Origin of the sequence: Oxalobacteraceae sp. CFBP 8761, from assembly GCA_014841595.1 — a bacterium.
Classification (GTDB): domain Bacteria; phylum Pseudomonadota; class Gammaproteobacteria; order Burkholderiales; family Burkholderiaceae_D; genus Telluria.
The window spans coordinates 2,120,604-2,137,530 of the sequence record JACYUE010000001.1; the positions used below are offsets into that span (position 1 = coordinate 2,120,604).

Sequence of the window (16,927 nt, forward strand, 5' to 3'; positions counted from 1 at the left end):
GTGGAGGGAATCGGGTCAACCGGGATGTGTGTCGCCACCCGACTGGGGCGCCGCGAGAACGCTTCCCGTTTCAGCCCACCATGCGATCAGCCCTGCGCAGCGTACGGCGGGTAATCGATATAGCCCCTGGCATCACCCCCGTAGTAGGTGCTGCGGTCAGGCTCGGCCAGTGGCCAGCCGTTGCGCAGGCGCGCGACCAGGTCGGGGTTCGAGATGAACGGCTGGCCAAACGCTGCCAGGTCGATCACGCCATCGTCGATCATCTTATCGGCGCGTTCGCGCGTCATGCCGCCAGCCAAAATCAGTGCAGTCTCGGGCAGCGCGGGCCGGAAGGCGCGCAGCAAGTCCTGGATCTTGTCGGACACGGTCGGCCCGGACGCCTTGTCGCCCATGCCGTAGCCGGATTGGTCCATGATGTGAACATAGGCGATGCGGCGTTCCCCGAGCGCGGCGACCAGCGCCGTGTAGGTGGAGTCGATGTCGTCGTACAGCGGCATGTCGAACAGGCGGCCGTAGGGCGACAGGCGGATGCCCACGCGCTCGCGGCCGATGCGGGCGACGACGGCATCGACGACTGCCAGGGCAAAGCGCAGGCGGTTGTCCATCGTGGTTGCGCCGTACTCGTCGTCGCGGTCATTGACCAGCGGGTTGAGGAACTGCTCCAGCAGATAGCCATTGGCGCCGTGGATCTCGACGCCGTCGAAACCGGCCTCGATGGCATTGCCAGCGGCGTTGGCAAAATCCTGCACCACGCGCGCTACCTCGTCGGTGGCAAGCTGGCGCGGTTGGGTGGTGGCCACCATGCCCGGCGTGCCATCATCCTTGACACCATAGGCCATGGCGCCTTGCGCGATTTTCGAGCTGGCGCTGACGGGATCGATGCCATCGGTCTGGATGCTCGGGTGCGACACGCGGCCCACGTGCCAGAGCTGCGCGAACATCTTCGCACCGATGGCGTGCACGGATTGGGTCGTCAGGCGCCAGCCGGCGATCTGCGCGGGCGTGTAGATGCCGGGGTTAAACAGGTAACCCTGGCCTTCGCGGGAAATGGGCGTGCCTTCGCTGACGATCAGGCCAGCGGTGGCGCGCTGGGTGTAATACAGCGCGACGGTTTCAGTGGCGACGTCGTCCGGCGCACGCGCCCGGGTCAAGGGCGCCATCACGACGCGGTTGACGAGGGGAAGCGAAGCGAGCTTGAATGGCGAGAATAACTGGTGCATGGCGTCCTTGTAGCGTTATGGATGGATGCGGCCAGCATAAATGAATTCGAAGAATTGGATGACCGGCACGCTAGCGAATCGGGCCATCGCGCTCTGCGAGGCCGGGTTCACTCCCGCCTTTTGCCAATTCGTCGCACCGTCCCTTGCCGCTGGCACGCCGGCTCGGCACAATGGGTTGTCCCTGTCCTTATTACCGTGATTTTCTGAAGCGAGTCCACATGGCCAGCATCTCTCCGCCGATTCACCAGCAACGACGTGCGCGCCTGCGACGCCTGTTGACCGACCTGCCGCTGTCGATCGCCATCAGCGCGCTGCTGGCGTGTTTCATCAGCCTGGTCACGGGACGCTTTCTAGAAAACCTGCTGGTGTCGGTCCTGATCGGCATCGTTGCCTTCACGATCGTGTACGGCGGGCGTCTGCTGTTCATCAAGCGGCCGGTCTGGCGCTTGCAAGAATGGGCCAGGTTCGCTGCGCTGGCGGTGCTGGCGGCGCCGATTGCCCATTTCACCGGCCTGTACACGGCCGGGCTGTTGCTCGGCATTCGTACGCCGACGCTGGCGGAATATCCGAGTGTGGACCGCATCAGCATGATCGTTTTCACCTTCCTGGGCACGACACTGATGGTCGTGCTGATCATGAACCGCGAGCGCGTGCGGCATGCCCAGGAAGAGCAGGCCGAGGCGCACCTGCGCGCGCAGATCATCGAGCGCCAGGCCTTGCAGGCGCAGCTGCGCCTGCTGCAGGCCCAGATCGAACCGCACATGCTGTTCAATACGCTGGCCAATCTGCAGGGCCTGATCGCGCTCGACCCGGTGCGCGCCAGCGACATGCTCGACCAGCTGATCCAGTACCTGCGCGCCACGCTGAGCGTATCGCGCAGCGAGACCACGACGCTGGAGCAGGAATTTGCCGCCATGGGGGCGTACCTGGGCCTGATGGGCGTGCGCATGGGCGAGCGGCTGCGCTACCGGCTCGAGCTGCCGCCGGCGCTGCGTGCCGCGCGCCTGCCCACGATGCTGCTGCAACCGCTGGTAGAGAACGCGATCGTGCACGGCGTGGAGCCGAAGATCGATGGCGGCGAGATCACCATCAGCGCGGCGATCGACGGCGACAGCCTGGTGCTCGACGTCCGGGATACGGGGCTGGGGCTGTGTACGGGCCAGGCACCTGCGCGGCGTGGCGGCGGCGTCGGCGTGGCCACGTCGCGTGAACGGCTCGACGCCCTGTATGGTGAGCGCGCATCGATGACCTTGAATCCGGCGCCGCCACAAGGTACGCTGGCCCGATTGACCCTGCCTCTGGAGTTCGAACAATGACCCGCGCGCTGATTGCCGAAGACGAACCGATCCTGGCCGCCACGCTGGCCAGGACACTGCAAGGCCTGTGGCCCGGCCTCGACATCGTCGCGACTGCGCCCAACGGCGTGGTCGCCGTGGAGCAGGCCCTGGCGCTGCGACCGGACGTGCTGTTCCTGGACATCCGCATGCCGGGTCAGAGCGGGCTGGAAGTGGCCGAAGAATTGGCCGAGCGCTGGGACGGACCGGCGCCGTTTCCGCACATCGTGTTCGTCACCGCGTTTGATGACTACGCGGTGCAGGCCTTCGAGCACGCGGCGTTCGACTATGTGCTCAAGCCGGTCAGCAGCGCGCGGCTGGGCAAGACCGTCGAGCGCCTGCGTGCCGCGTTGGAGGCGCGCACGACGATGGCGCCGGATGCACTGGGCCAGCTGCTCGGGCAGTTGCAGGCGCTGGCGCCACGCGCCGCACCAAGCGAGCGCTTGGGCGTGATCCGGGCGGCGGTCGGCAACGCGGTGCGCATGATCCCGGTGTCAGACGTCGTGTACTTCCAGGCGATCGACAAGTATGTGAATGTCGTCACCGCCGACGCCGAAGCGCTGATCCGGGTGCCGCTGAAGGAATTGCTGCCGCAACTCGACAGCGCGCAGTTTCGTCAGGTAAGCCGCAGCACGGTGGTGAATATGGGATGCGTGACCAGCGCGGTGCGCGATGATCTGGGCAAGGTGATGCTAACGTTGCGTGGCCGGCCGGAAAAGCCCCGTGTCAGTCCGGTGTATGCGCATTTGTTCAGGCAGATGTAGCAGGATTGGCGCTGCAACATCACTCGACGGCGGGCACGAAGAATATGCGCTCTACCTTGCCGTTTTCCTTATCGGTTTCAAACACCAGCAAATAGCCTTTTGTATAGACGCTCTCGACGGTTGTTGGCCCGACGACGTACGCAGGATTGGTGTCATAGTCGTAGTAGCCAGTAGGGCGGCCGAGCAGTGCCACGATGTCACTGCCGTTCGACCGCTTCAAATCATGTTTCTTTAGCAGCGATGCCGTCATCTCTCCTCGCTGCAAGTCTGACGCCGTGGCCCAGACATCCGTCGTAAACTCACGGTCACCGAGCTTGTTTGCCTGGTCTTCGACAGAATCGCGACAGCCAGCAAGCAAGGCTGCGATCAGGACAGTGTAGAGACAGAAGCGCATAGGTTGTAGATGTCCCGGCAGTTTCTCGATGGCGAGTATCCCAAGCCATCATTGCGGATGAATTGGGAACCATCAACGACGGTAGATTGAGTAAAATGCTGCTCTCGATTTGCTAGGCCACACCATGGAACTCCGCGCCGCCGCGCTGCACGCACTGCTCGACGCCGACCCCGCCGCCAAAGCCAGGGCGGTCGCCGCGCTCTCTGCTGCGTGCAAGGCAGGTCAGGTCGCCATCGACACCCAGGCCGTCATGACGGCGCCGCCTGGCATCCCTGGCCGTCCGATCCGCCCTGAACTGGTGCCGCCGCTGCAGGTGGGCCGCCGCTCGATGGGCACGCCGGAAGGGCGCGCGATGCTGGTCCACGCGCTGGCGCACATCGAGTTCAATGCCGTCAATCTGGCGCTCGATGCCCTGTGGCGTTTCGATGGGATGCCCGAGCAATACTATCTCGACTGGTTGCTGGTTGCCGATGAAGAGGCGCTGCACTTCACGATGCTGAGCGATCATCTGGGCACACTTGGGTATGCGTACGGCGACTTCCCGGGCCACGACAGCCTGTGGGAGATGGTCGCCAAGACCAGCGACGACGTGCTGGCGCGCATGGCGCTGGTGCCGCGCACGCTCGAAGCGCGCGGCCTGGACGCGATCCCGCCGCTGCGCAAGAAGATCGCGCAGGCGGGCGACCTGGCTGCGGCGCTGATCCTCGACCGCCTGCTGGTCGACGAAGTGGGGCACGTCGAAATCGGCAATCGCTGGTATCTCGAACTGTGCCTGGCGCGCGGCCTCGAGCCGATCGCCACGTACGACGAACTGACCGTGCGCTACAAGGCGCCCGTGCTCAAGGGCCCATTCAATATCGAAGGGCGCCGCGCGGCCGGCTTTTCCGAGGCCGAGCTGGAACGCTATCGCTGACATGGACGATGCGGCGTCGGACAGCACCGGCTTTCTGCTGACGCGCCACTGGCGCGACACGCCTGCCGGTTGCGAAGTCGAGTTCTGGCTTGCCACCGATGCCGGCCCGCGCTGCGTGCGCATCCCGGTGCAGACCCCGGTCGCCTTCATTCCCGAAGCGCAGCGCGGCACGGTCGAGCAACTGCTGCAGGACGAACGGGGCTGGGAATTACGCCCGCTCGAGCTGCTCGACTTCCAGCACCGGCCCGTCGCCGGCCTGTACTGCCGCAAATACCGCCAGCTGATGCAGATCGAACGGCGCCTGCGCCAGCATGGCCTGGACGTGTTCGAGGCCGACGTGCGCCCGCCCGAGCGCTACCTGATGGAGCGCTTCATCACCGCACCCGTCGTGTTTGCGGGACAGCCGGTCGAGGGCAATCCGCACCTGCTGGTCGAAGGCGTGATGAAGCCCTCGCCCGGCTACCGGCCGACCATCCGCACCGTGTCGCTCGATATCGAGACCACGTTTCAGGGCGAGCTGCGCTCGATCGCGCTTGAAGGGTGCGGGCAGCGCCAGGTGTACATGCTGGGACCACCCAATGGCATCGATGGCCCGCGCGATTACGATCTTGAGTATTGCGCCACCAGGCGCGAGCTGCTCGACCGCATGGAAGCGTGGTTCGTACAGCACGACCCGGACGCGATCATCGGCTGGAACGTGATCCAGTTCGACATGCGCGTGCTGCAGCGCCATGCCGAGGGCATGAAGCGGCCGCTGCGCCTCGGCCGCGACGGCAGCGCGATCGAGTGGCGCGAAGCAGGTGGCAAAGGCGGTGGCAAAGGCGGCGGCAACCGCGGCGGCCAGGAACACTACTTCATCTGCATCGCCGGGCGCCTCGTCATCGACGGCATCGACGCGCTGCACTCGGCCACCTGGACCTTCCCGTCGTTCAGCCTTGAAAACGTCTCGCGCACGCTGCTGGGCGTTGGCAAGGCGATCGACAATCCGCATGACCGCATGGCCGAAATCGACCGCATGTTCAACGAGGACAAGCCGGCGCTGGCCTATTACAACGTCATGGATTGCGAGCTGGTCACCCGCATCTTCGACAAGACCCGGCTGCTCGACTTCCTGCTCGAGCGGGCCAGCGTGACGGGGCTGGCGGCCGATCGCAGCGGCGGGTCGGTGGCCGCGTTCGAGCACCTGTACATGCCGCTGCTGCACCGCCAGGGCCGGGTGGCGCCGAATATCGGCGACGTCGAGGGCGCCGACAGCCCGGGCGGCTTCGTGATGGATTCACGCTCGGGCCTGTACGACTCGGTGCTGGTGCTGGACTACAAAAGCCTGTACCCGTCGATCATCCGCACTTTCCTGATCGACCCGCTGGGCCTGATCGAGGGCCTGCGCGAGCCCGAGGAGACCACGGTGCCGGGCTACCGGGGTGGCCGCTTTTCGCGCACCCGGCACTGCCTGCCGAACATCGTCACGCAGGTGTGGGCGGGCAGGGAAGCGGCCAAGAAGGCGCAGAATGCGCCGCTGTCGCAGGCGCTCAAGATCATCATGAATGCCTTCTACGGTGTGCTCGGTACGACCGGCTGCCGCTTTTTCGACCCGCGTCTGGCGTCGTCGATCACGATGCGCGGGCACGACATCATGCACCGCACGCGCGCGCTGATCGAAGAGCAGGGCTACCAGGTCATCTACGGCGACACCGATTCGACCTTCGTCTGGCTCGGCGCCCCGCATACCGACGACGATGCGCGCCGCATCGGGAACATATTGGTCAATCATGTGAACGGCTGGTGGAAGACGCATCTGGCAGATGAGCTGGGCATCGAGAGCGCGCTCGAACTGGAATACGACGTGCATTTCCGGCGCTTCCTGATGCCGACCGTGCGCGGTTCGGACGAGGGCAGCAAGAAGCGCTACGCCGGGCTGGCCACGACGCTCGATGGCGACGACGAGATGGTCTACAAGGGGCTGGAAACGGTGCGCAGCGACTGGACACCGCTGGCCCAGCAGTTCCAGCAAGGCCTGTACGAGCGGATCTTCAAGGGCGAGCCGTACGAAGACTTCGTGCGCGAACTGGTGGCGCGGATGCTGCGCGGCGAGTGCGATGACGATCTTGTTTACCGCAAACGCCTGCGCCGGGCGCTGGACGACTACGAGCGCAACGTGCCGCCGCACGTTCGCGCCGCGCGCATGGCTGACGAACACCACCTGCGCAACGGCCGCCACGCGCTGTATCGCAAGGGCGGCTGGATCCGATACGTGATGACACACGATGGCCCCGAGCCGCTGGAACTGCGCCGCTCGCCAATCGATTACGAGCATTACCTGACGCGCCAGCTCGAACCCGTCGCGGACGCGATCCTGCCGTTTTTGGGAGACAGTTTTGCGAACCTTACACGCCATCTGACCAGTGGGCAGGGCGCGTTGTTCTAGGGGCTGGCGCCATTCATGGCGGATGCGGGTAGCATGTCAGTCGGTCGTTACGCAATGAATGACCGACGCATCGGGCAGTTCGAACGTGATGGCGTGCCCATCGGGACGGCCGGCAACCGCGGGCTTCCATGCCGAGGCGCGCACAGGCGGGGTCGCGACGGCGAACGCACGGCCAGCATCGGTCACGCGCATGGCGCCCGTCGCGGCGATGGCGACCCGCAAATCCCGGTCTGCCCAGGTGTCACGACAGGCCAGTTTCCGCTCAATCGCCCCCGTACCGGTCAAGCTGGACAAGACCAGCAGACGATCGCGATAGGCGTCGATGAGACACGCGCGGTGGCTGTTGTCGAAAGCGCACCGGGCGCGGCGGCGGAACCAGTCCGCCGGCGATTCGATGAGACCGGCATTGCCCAGCGCCGCGGCGTCGATCTGCGTCGATCGCTGCACATTGAGGGCGTCGAGTGCGCGTAGCAGGGGGTCGATGCACACGAGCTGGTCGGACGCATAGACGGGCCTGGCACAGTTTGCGCCAATCTGTGCCGGGGGCGGGGGCACAGGCTGCGCAACGGCCGATGGACCGGCGAGGACCATCCACCCAGTCGCCAGGATCGATGCCTTGCGCATAACAGCACGCCACGAACAACCGAGGACGTCGCTGCCACCGGCCCGATGCTGCTGCAAGGGCGTTTTCAACGACAACGTCGGTGGCTACCGATATCGGACAGGCTGTCGATACGGCCATCCACGGTGATGGCCTGAAGGCATTGCCGGGTACGGCCATTCCACCAGATCGTGCCCTTGCCGTCACCGCCCGACTGGAAGCCATCGACGCGGCTGAATCCACGCGACTCCAGACTGTTCTCGGCGCCCGATGCGCGCGCGCCGGTCAGGTCGGACACATCCACCGACGGGGCATAACCGCCGCCCCAGCGGTGATCGTCCCGGTAGGCCGTATTCTGGCCGCGTTGCCGTACGCCGCTTTCGTAGCCGGCGCTGTAGGCATCCCTGCGTGAATAATTGTGGTAGGGCTGGTTGTACATGCCATCGTTGTAACCGCGTTCATAATCGGCCTCTTGCTCCCGGTCGGCATAGTGCTTGCCATCGTCGTGGTGCCCCGATTTGTGCGATGCCAGCGCCGCGATGAGCGCGATGGCACCGACGGTGCCGATGGCAATGGCCGCATCGTTGTTGTCACTCTTCTGGTTGCAGTCGCCCTTGCCCACGTCGGAGATCGCCGCGAACCGGCCATCGCTGGTCCTGACCATCACGCAGCTCTTGCGCGAGGCATTCCACCAATAGGTGTATGAAGCGTTGCCGGCATGGTGGCCGGTAATCGACACCCAGCCCCTGGATTCGAGTGTGTTCTCGCCACCGGCGGCGCGGGCGCCCACCAGGTCGCGCAGGTCGTCGGCGCTGGCCGCAATGGATACCGTCGGGCTCAGGGCAGTGGCGAGTGCCGTGCATGCCACGACAAACTGCCGCATTGTTTTCTTCATGTGCGATCTCCTTTTAATTATTGGCAAAACAAAGCCGGCGCATCAGGTCCGGTACAGCACACCCGGGCTACCAGATTTTTACCCGTTTCTCGGGGGGCAAATACAGCTTGTCGGTTGGTTTGACATCGAATGCCTTGTACCAGGCGTCGACATTACGGACGACGCCATTGACCCGAAACTCGCCGGGACTGTGCGGATCGGCCAGCGTGCGGCGGCGTGTTTCGCCTTCGCTCGTGATGTTGCGCCAGAGCTGTGCCCAGGCGAGGAAAAAGCGCTGGTCGCCGCTGTAGCCATCGAGAACCGGCGCGTTCCCGCCCTGTTTCTCCTGCACGAAGCTGCGGTAGGCCGCGTAGGCGACCGACAGGCCGCCCAGGTCGCCGATGTTTTCGCCGAGATTCTGGCGGCCATTGATATGCAGGCCGGGAATCGGTTCGTACCCGTCAAATTGCACGACGAGACCTTGGGTGCGTTTCTCGAACTCGCGGCGCGAGGCCCTGGACCACCATTCACGCAGTTTGCCGTCGCCGTCGGCGCGGCTGCCCTGGTCGTCGAAACCGTGGCCGAATTCATGGCCGATGACCGCTGCAATTGCGCCGAAGTTCACCGCAGCGTCGGCGTTCGGGTCGAAGAAGGGCGGCTGGAGTATCCCGGCTGGGAACGTGATCGAATTGGCCGATGGCGAATAACCCGCATTGATTTCTTGCGGGCTGTAGGGGAACTCCCATTTTCGCGTGGGTTCCTTCAGCTTTTGCAGATCGTCGGCGCGCATCCAGTCGAACAGCCGGCGATAGTTTCCGACGAGGTCGTCGGCTGCAATGCGGACCGTCGACCGGTCATGCCAGCGCTCGGGATAACCGATGTAGCGTGTGACCTTGTCGAGTTTCTTCAGCGCCTCAGCCCGGGTTGGCGCATCCATCCAGTCGAGCTTGCTGATACGGTCACGGTAGGTGGCGCGCAGATAATTCACCATCTCTTCGACCTGCGCGCGTTCCGTGGCCCCGAAATACCGGGCGACATAGATGCGGCCGATCTCTTCGCCCAGCACCGAACTTACCGCCATGATGCTTTCGAGTTCGGGCGGCCGTCGTTGCGGCGTATCTTGCAGGCGCTTGCCATGGAAATCGAAATGTGACTGGACCCACGGTTCCGACAGCGAATCGGCCCATGCATCGAGCGTCTTGAAGACAAGGAAGGTCTGCAGGTCGGCGGCCGGCGTCGTGGCAAACAGCCGGGCGAGGTCGCGCACCGCCGTATCGGTCGTGACCTTGAACTTGGGCTGCTTGTCGTACTTCAGTTCTGCCAGAAACGCATCCCAGGGAAAACCGGGTGCGTACTTCTTCAGTTCGCCCGTGGTCATGACATGATTCATGCGGACCACGTCGCGGCGCTGCGCCACGGTCCAGTGGCGCCTGGCGATCGCGGTTTCCAGCGCCAGCACCTTGCTGGCGCGGGTATCGGCATCGGCGAACCCGGCGCGGCGAAAGCTCGCAGCGATGTAATCGAGCAATGCCTTGCGGTGGCCGATGTAGGGCTCGGCTTCAGTGAGATAGTAGTCGCGCGACGGCATGGTCAGGCCACCGACGCCGAGTGCTGCAATCTGCCGGGTCGGGACGGCCGCGTCGCTCATCGGGCCGGTGGGAAAAAAGCCTTCGATCCAGGGATAGGCCATGATCCTGGCCAGTTCCCGTTTGTCGGTGGTGCCTGCGATGATCGCGAGCGTGCTGGCAATCGGCGTGATGCCCAGCGTGTCGCGGCGCTCCCGGTTCGCATGCGAGCGGTGGAAGTCGCTGATTATCTGCTCGGGGCTGCCCGGCGGCGCGGCTGTTTCGCGTGCCTGTGCGACGATGCCGGCGACCCGTTTTTCGGTCGACAAATACACTTCGACGAAGGAATCGATCGCGGGCAGACCTGGCGGCGGCGCGGCGGTCCTGAGCCACCCGGCATTCACATAGCGGTAGAAGTCGTCGCCTGGCCGGGTCGTTGTCGACAGGCCGGCCGTATCGACGCCCCATCGACCGATGGCGGCACTGGCAGGGGCGGCCTGCGCCCATGGCGCCAGACACAAAGTCAGTGTCAGTGCAGAGATCGTTCGGAGCAGGTCGTTCATTGTTATCCCCCAGCTGTTTGCGGTTGTTCGCAATATCCACCGAAGCGCGATCCGATTGCCGGCGCGCTCAGCCGCCGACGACGAAGGCGTCGGGGACCCGGTAGACTTCGATGGCGCCAATCCGGATGATCTGCAGATCGCCCTGGCGTCGCACGTCCAGGCTGGCCCCGGCATCGCTGCCCGTTGCCTCGCCGTTCGTGAAGAAGATGCGGCGGTGGCCGCCGTCGGGCGTGGCGAGCTCGATGGTCGCGGTACCGCCCGTACGGCGAATGACACCTGCCTTGCAGGGGCCGGTTTTGCCGCCGTCCGATGTCGTGCAGACGATATCTGCCGTCGCGTGGAAGCGGGTGCCGGGAACCAGTGCGTCGCCGGCGGGCCCTGCACTGGTGGCTGGCGCGTCGCGAAGATCGATGCGCAGCGTGTAGCGGGCGACCTCGTTGCGGCGCGCGGCGTTGCGCATCAGATAGACCAGCACACGATACGATCCGTCGGCCGGCACCGGGCCGGCGAAGTGGTTGCCGCTTGAGGAGCCCACGAACATTGCTTCACCATTGCTTCCCGGCGCAATGACGTTGACGTACGCCGATGCATTGGTCGGCTTGAAGTCCACCGTCAGCAACTGCCCTGCGCGCGCATTTACCAGATAGTCATGGTCGGCATTCCCCTTGATCTGCCCGGTCAGTGTGACGGTAGGGCGGTCATGGGGAAACACGACATTGGTCTGTTGCTGCGCAGCGGCTGATGCTGCCAGCAGCAAGGTGCTGGCATACAGTACGGCGAAAAGGGCATGGTGCATGGGGACTCCGGATCGGTTTGTCATGGACGCAGCGGTACCGACACCAGCGTGATGCCGTCGACGGTCGCGACCAGTCTGCCGCCAAGCTGCATGGCGTCGCCGTGCGTCGGGCATCCGACAAGAATCGCGGTGTGATCGAGAAAATCGATGGTGGCAGCGCTTTCGCCGACACGCCGACACGGCGCACCAGACGCTGGAAAGCCGTCGCCGACGAGCGTCAGCAAGTGCGACCACGCCACGCGGCTGGCCGCAGCGGCCAATGCCGGATCGGCTGGCGGCGCATCAGTGGCTGCCGGCGGCTGGACGCATGAGCACAGCGAGAGCACTGCGCCAAGTGCTCCCACCATGAAGATGCCTTGTCGATGCATGCGTCATTTCCTTCCACCAACGAGTTCGCTAATGGCAAGCTGCTGTCGCAATCCGTGAGCTGCTGTTGAACGATACTCGCGCAGTTCTAAGCTTTTTGTCAACACAGTGTTCTCCCGTGCGCGCCGACCGCAACTCGCTTCCTGTTGCGCGCAATCGGCGCTGCGCTGACCGGGGGCGCATTGGCACTGGTTCGGGTGTATTCTTCGCCAGATGGCCACCCGGCGCCTGGCGACTGTATGGCGGTCCGGATTGGTGGGTGTGACAATTCGTGGTTTTTTTGCACCGACCGATGCTAAATCTGCGACGCTTTCGGTCTGTAATGACCCAAGGACCTGCAGCCCGTCTACAATGATTTCCGGACAGCACTATTTTTTGACAGGATCAGCCATGAAATCGGTACAACAAGAAGTCGATGAGCGCAGCAACCTGACGGGGACGAACAAATTCGAATTGCTGCTGTTTCGCCTCGGTGGCGATGCAGAGGGCAATCATAACGAACTGTTCGGGATCAACGTCTTCAAGATCCGCGAGATCGTGGCGATGCCTGAAATCACTGCCGTCGCCGGCGCCCCGCAGCACGTGCTGGGCGTGGTCAACCTGCGTGGCCACATCATCCAGGTGCTCGACCTGCCGGGCATCACCGGTGTCACGCCCAAGACGGGTCTGAACATCATGCTGGTGACCGAATTTGCGCGCACCACGCAGGCGTTTGCCGTCGAGAGCGTCGAAGAAATCGTGCGTCTCGACTGGAGCCAGGTCATGACGGCCGAGAATACCGCCGGCACCGGCATGGTCACGAGCATTGCCCGCCTGCCGGAAGCCGAAGGCCAGCCGGCACGCCTGGCCCAGGTGCTGGACGTGGAAACCATCCTGCGCCGTCTGAATCCGGAACAGGACCGCCAGGACCTGTCGCAAGCAGTCGGCAACAAGATCTCGATCAAGCCGGGCAGCGTCATCCTGGCGGCCGACGATTCGGTCGTCGCCCGCGCACTGATCGAGCAGGGTCTGGATGCGATGGGTCTGCCATTCATCATGACCAAGAGCGGCAAGGAAGCCTGGGATCAGCTGGCGGCGATTGCCACCGCCGCCGAAGCCGAAGGCCGTACGGTCTACGACCGCGTCGCGATGGTGCTGACCGACCTCGAGATGCCGGAGATGGATGGCTTCACGCTGACCCGCAACATCAAGTCGAGCCAGCGCTTCGGCAACCTGCCGGTGGTGATCCATTCATCGCTGTCGGGCACCACCAACGAGGAACACGTCAAGAACGTGCGCGCCGACGCCTACGTCGCCAAGTTCTCGGCCGAAGACCTGTCGCGCACGCTGCGCAAGGTGCTGGGCGGTTAAGCCAGCCACGGGGAATCACGCCGCGCAGGCCCGGTGCTATGATGCGGCCGTGATTCCCGACCTGTCCCAGTTACTGATCCTCGACAGCCTGCTGCGCGAGGGCAGCCTTACCCGCACCGCCGAACTGCTCGGCATGAGCCAGCCCACGGTCAGCCGCGCGCTGGCCCGCTTGCGGTCCCACTTCGACGACCCGCTGTTCGTGCGCACCGGCCAGCGCATGGTCGCGACGACGCGCGCGCTGGAACTGGCTGGTCCGATCGTGGCCGTGCTCGACGCCGCACGCGAGCTGGGCAGCGGTCCCGCTGTCTTCGATCCGCTCACCGCGCACCGCTCATTCGGGCTGTACATGGTCGACGGCGCCGTCGTGAACATCCTGCCGCAGTTGCTGGCCGGGCTGGCCGGGCTGGCGGGCCTGGAAGATGGCGCCAGCGGCCTGCAACTGCGCAGCGTGCACATCGATCCCGGTGCGATCGAGGCGCAGCTCGAACGCGGTCACATCGACCTGGCCATCGGCCGCTTCCCGCAACTGGTCAACAATATTCGCCGGCGCAAGCTCTGGACCGACGAGTACGCGTGCGTGATGCGGGCCGGGCATCCGTGCGCCGGCCAGCTCGATCGCGATGCCTACCTGACGCACCGGCACGTGCTGATCGAGATGGAGCAGACGAGCCAGCACAACGGGGCCGTCACGCGCAAGCTCGAAGCGCTGCTCGCGCCGTCGCGCATCCTGTGTCACGTGCCCAGTTACACATCGGCGGCCCACATCGCGCTGCATACCGACGCCATCGCCACCATTCCGCTGCGCCTGGCACGGCCGCTGGCGCGCGACCTGGGCCTCCTGCTCGCGCGCCTGCCGATCGATCTGCCACCCGTGCATCTGGCGCTGTACTGGCACGAGCGCAGTCATCGCGATCCTGCCAATGTGTGGCTGCGCGCGTTCGTGCGCTCCACGCTGACGGCGTCGGACCCGGCATCCGCAGACGCCTGAGGCAGCAGGTGCATGCAGGTCATGCAGAATCTGCATGACCTGCATGCACCTGGCGGCATGGCCGGCACGGGCGCCCCCGCGTAAGCTTCGGCCTTCCCGAAAAAGCCGAGGCACACCATGCTTCAACCCACACGCACGCCGTGCCGGGGCGCATGCCGCCTGGCCCTGGGCGCTGCGATCCTGTTACTGACTGGCTGCGTGTCGATGGGGCCGCAGCCCACGCCGGCCCGCCTGAATGTCGATGCGGCGGCGCATTCCACGCGCACGTTCTCTGCACAGGCGCTGTCGACATCTGCACCTGCATCTGCACCCTGGCCCGCGCAGGACTGGTGGCGCGTCTACGGCGACCCGCAGCTCGACCGCCTGGTCGACGGCGCGCGCGACGCCAGCCCCACGATTGCTGCCGCACTCGCGCGCGTGCGCCAGGCGGCCGCCCTTGAAGGCCTGGCGGCGGCTGCACTGGCGCCGCAGGCCAGCGCCACGGGGCATCCGGTGCGCCAGCGCTACAGCGACAACGGCAGCGTACCGAAACCCCTTGCAGGCAGCTGGCAGTGGGCGAACGACCTCGGGGTCAGCCTCGGCTACGAACTGGATTTCTGGGGCAAGAACGCGGCCGGCGTGGCCGCCGCTGCCGGGCGTGTGAATGCACGTCAGGCCGAAGCGCAGGCGGCGCGCCTGGCCGTGGCCGGCGCCGTCGTCCAAGCCTATCTGCAGCTGGACCACCTGTACACGCGGCGCGACCTGGCCGAACAGGAACTGCGCCAGCGCACCCGCATCGCCGACCTGGTACGCCAGCGCGTGGCGGCGCAACTGGATAGCCAGGCGGAACTCCGGCAGGCCGAGATCGGCGTGCCGTCGGCGCGCGGCGAAATCGCGGCGCTCGACGAAGCGCTGGCGCTGACGCGCGGCCAGCTCGCGGCCCTGAGCGGGCAGGGACAGGATGCCGGTGCGACGATCGCGCGGCCACGCCTGGCGCCGGCCCGGTCACCGGGCGTACCGGCGGATATACCCGCCGCGCTGCTCGGGCGCCGGCCGGAGCTGGTGGCGCTGCGCTGGCAGGTCGAAGCGGCCAGCGGCGACATCGACGTCGCCAGGGCGCAGTTCTATCCAACCGTGAACCTGAGTGTCTCGGGTGGCCTGGCCAGCCTGGGCTTCGACCGGCTGGTGCAGGGTGGCAGCCGCACGGTTGCCGCCGGCCCGCTCGTGACCTTGCCGCTACTCGACGGCGGGCGCCTGCGCAGCAATCTGGCGGCGCGTAACGCCGACTACGATCTCGCCGTCGCGCAGTACAACGGCGCCGTGCTCGAAGTGCTGCGTGACGTCGGTGCGCAACTGACGTCGCTGCGCTGGCTGGGCGAACGCCGGCGCGAGCAGGACGCGGCGCTGGGCGCAGCCGAAGAAGCCTATGCGCTGGCCGAGCAGCGCTACCGCGCGGGCCTGGGCAACTTCGTGCAGGTCTTGATTGCCGAAACCCAGGTCGTCGCGCAGCGCCGTGGTCAGGCCGACCTCGCGGCCCGTGCCTACACGCTGGACGTGCATCTCGTGCGCGCGCTGGGTGGGGGCTTTCAGGCCGCCATCCATTGAGAACGCTGGAATCATCACATGACTGAACAAACGAATCACGCGCCGCAAAGCCGGCGCAAGCTGGCGCTTGGCCTTTGCGCCGCCGTGCTGGCCGCTGCAGCCGGCATTGCCTGGTCCTCGCCCGGGGTGCTGGGCATCGGCTGGAACAGCCAGCAGACCGAAGATGCCTACGTCGAGGGCAACCTGGTGCACGTCACGCCGCAGGTCGCGGGCACCGTCACGCGCATCGCGGCGGACAACACGGATTTCGTGCGGCCGGGCGAGGTGCTGGTCCAGCTCAATGACGTCGACGCCCGGCTGGCGCTGGACCGCGCCGAAGCGGCGCTGGCCAGATCGGCCCGTCAGGTACGTTCGCAACTGGCCGGCGTCGGGCAATTGCGTTCAACTGTCGTGCAGCGTGAGTCCGACCTGGCCAGGGCAGAGAGCGATCTGGCGCGCCGCCGTCAGCTGGCCGATACGGGCGCCGTCTCGGGCGAAGACATCCGTCATGCCGACGATGCCGTGGGCGCCGCCCGCGCTGCATTGAACGCGGCGCGCCAGCAGGTGGATGCGGCGCGGGCGCTGGTGGATGGCACGACGCTCGAACAGCACCCGGACGTGCTGTCGTCGATTGCCGGCGTGCGCGATGCGTCACTGGGCCTGGCCCGCACGACGCTGGCCGCGCCGGTGGGCGGCATCGTCGCCCGGCGCAATGTGCAGATCGGCCAGCGCGTGGCGCAAGGCGCGCCGCTGATGGCGATCGTCCCGCTCGACCAGATGTGGGTCACGGCCAACCTGAAAGAGACGCAGCTGACGGACGTGCGCATTGGCCAGCCGGTGGCCGTGACGTCGGACGTGTACGGCGCCGACGTCGTCTTTCACGGCCGCGTGGCCGGTCAGGAAGCCGGGACCGGCAGTGCGTTTGCCGCTGTGCCGGCGCAGAACGCGACCGGCAACTGGATCAAGGTCGTGCAGCGCGTGCCGGTGCGCATCGCGCTCGATGCGCAGGAGCTGGCACGCCATCCGCTGCGCCTCGGCCTGTCGATGAAGGTCGCAATCGATACCAGCCGCGCCGATGGTCCGAGTCTGCTGCAGGCCGGTGCGGTGCGCCATTCGTACGAGACCGTCGTGTTCGAGTCAGAGTCGGCTGGCGCCGACGCGGCGATCCGCCGCGCGCTTGGCGCGCCAGCGGCCGTGGTGGCGCGTTGACC

Annotated in this window: 15 protein-coding genes; 8 read left to right on the forward strand and 7 right to left on the reverse strand. The window is 65.8% G+C overall.

What is annotated here, in order from left to right; all coding sequences use genetic code 11:
• Nucleotides 1-86: 86 nt before the first annotated feature.
• A complete protein-coding gene (locus tag IFU00_09325; GenBank protein ID MBD8542482.1) occupies nt 87-1,220 on the reverse strand; it encodes an alkene reductase in 1,134 nt (377 codons plus the stop codon).
• A 218-nt stretch (nt 1,221-1,438) separates the two neighbouring features.
• Here IFU00_09325 and IFU00_09330 point away from each other — a divergent pair, with 218 nt between their 5' ends.
• Complete coding sequence (locus tag IFU00_09330) at nt 1,439-2,536, forward strand: histidine kinase (protein MBD8542483.1); 1,098 nt, start codon at nt 1,439-1,441, stop codon at nt 2,534-2,536.
• Nucleotides 2,533-3,318, forward strand: a complete 786-nt coding sequence (locus IFU00_09335; protein ID MBD8542484.1) for a response regulator transcription factor — start codon at nt 2,533-2,535, stop codon at nt 3,316-3,318. Before IFU00_09330 ends, IFU00_09335 begins: the two co-directional genes overlap by 4 nt.
• 19 nt (nt 3,319-3,337) lie before the next feature.
• Here the strand turns inward: IFU00_09335 and IFU00_09340 are convergent, their stop codons facing one another.
• A complete protein-coding gene (locus IFU00_09340; GenBank protein ID MBD8542485.1) occupies nt 3,338-3,712 on the reverse strand; it encodes a hypothetical protein in 375 nt (124 codons plus the stop codon).
• A gap of 124 nt (nt 3,713-3,836) precedes the next feature.
• Here IFU00_09340 and IFU00_09345 point away from each other — a divergent pair, with 124 nt between their 5' ends.
• Entirely contained in the window at nt 3,837-4,625 is a 789-nt protein-coding gene (locus tag IFU00_09345) for a ferritin-like domain-containing protein (protein MBD8542486.1), read from the forward strand.
• Between the two features lies 1 nt (nt 4,626).
• A complete protein-coding gene (locus IFU00_09350) occupies nt 4,627-7,050 on the forward strand; it encodes a DNA polymerase II (protein MBD8542487.1) in 2,424 nt (807 codons plus the stop codon).
• Nucleotides 7,051-7,086: 36 nt separating this feature from the next.
• Here the strand turns inward: IFU00_09350 and IFU00_09355 are convergent, their stop codons facing one another.
• From IFU00_09355 to IFU00_09375, 5 genes are all read right to left on the reverse strand, one after another.
• The gene (locus IFU00_09355; GenBank protein MBD8542488.1) at nt 7,087-7,674 is read right to left on the reverse strand and encodes a hypothetical protein; all 588 of its coding nucleotides are present in this window, start codon (nt 7,672-7,674) and stop codon (nt 7,087-7,089) included.
• 65 nt (nt 7,675-7,739) lie between these two features.
• The gene (locus IFU00_09360) at nt 7,740-8,546 is read right to left on the reverse strand and encodes a hypothetical protein (protein MBD8542489.1); all 807 of its coding nucleotides are present in this window, start codon (nt 8,544-8,546) and stop codon (nt 7,740-7,742) included.
• 67 nt (nt 8,547-8,613) lie between these two features.
• Nucleotides 8,614-10,653, reverse strand: a complete 2,040-nt coding sequence (locus tag IFU00_09365; GenBank protein MBD8542490.1) for a M13 family metallopeptidase — start codon at nt 10,651-10,653, stop codon at nt 8,614-8,616.
• A gap of 67 nt (nt 10,654-10,720) precedes the next feature.
• Nucleotides 10,721-11,449 carry a hypothetical protein gene (locus IFU00_09370; protein ID MBD8542491.1) on the reverse strand — a complete coding sequence of 243 codons (729 nt, stop codon included), beginning with the start codon at nt 11,447-11,449 and terminating at the stop codon, nt 10,721-10,723.
• A 20-nt stretch (nt 11,450-11,469) separates the two neighbouring features.
• On the reverse strand, nt 11,470-11,817 hold the full coding sequence (locus IFU00_09375) for a hypothetical protein (GenBank protein MBD8542492.1): 348 nt from the start codon (nt 11,815-11,817) through the stop codon (nt 11,470-11,472).
• A 388-nt stretch (nt 11,818-12,205) separates the two neighbouring features.
• Between IFU00_09375 and IFU00_09380 the strand changes: the two genes are divergently transcribed.
• The 4 genes from IFU00_09380 to IFU00_09395 all read left to right on the forward strand — a co-directional run bounded on the left by IFU00_09380 (nt 12,206) and on the right by IFU00_09395 (nt 16,925).
• Nucleotides 12,206-13,165, forward strand: a complete 960-nt coding sequence (locus IFU00_09380) for a chemotaxis protein CheV (GenBank protein ID MBD8542493.1) — start codon at nt 12,206-12,208, stop codon at nt 13,163-13,165.
• 49 nt (nt 13,166-13,214) lie between these two features.
• Nucleotides 13,215-14,153 carry a LysR family transcriptional regulator gene (locus IFU00_09385; GenBank protein ID MBD8542494.1) on the forward strand — a complete coding sequence of 313 codons (939 nt, stop codon included), beginning with the start codon at nt 13,215-13,217 and terminating at the stop codon, nt 14,151-14,153.
• Between the two features lie 117 nt (nt 14,154-14,270).
• The gene (locus IFU00_09390; protein ID MBD8542495.1) at nt 14,271-15,737 is read left to right on the forward strand and encodes an efflux transporter outer membrane subunit; all 1,467 of its coding nucleotides are present in this window, start codon (nt 14,271-14,273) and stop codon (nt 15,735-15,737) included.
• A gap of 18 nt (nt 15,738-15,755) precedes the next feature.
• The gene (locus IFU00_09395) at nt 15,756-16,925 is read left to right on the forward strand and encodes an efflux RND transporter periplasmic adaptor subunit (protein MBD8542496.1); all 1,170 of its coding nucleotides are present in this window, start codon (nt 15,756-15,758) and stop codon (nt 16,923-16,925) included.
• Nucleotides 16,926-16,927 lie beyond the last annotated feature (2 nt).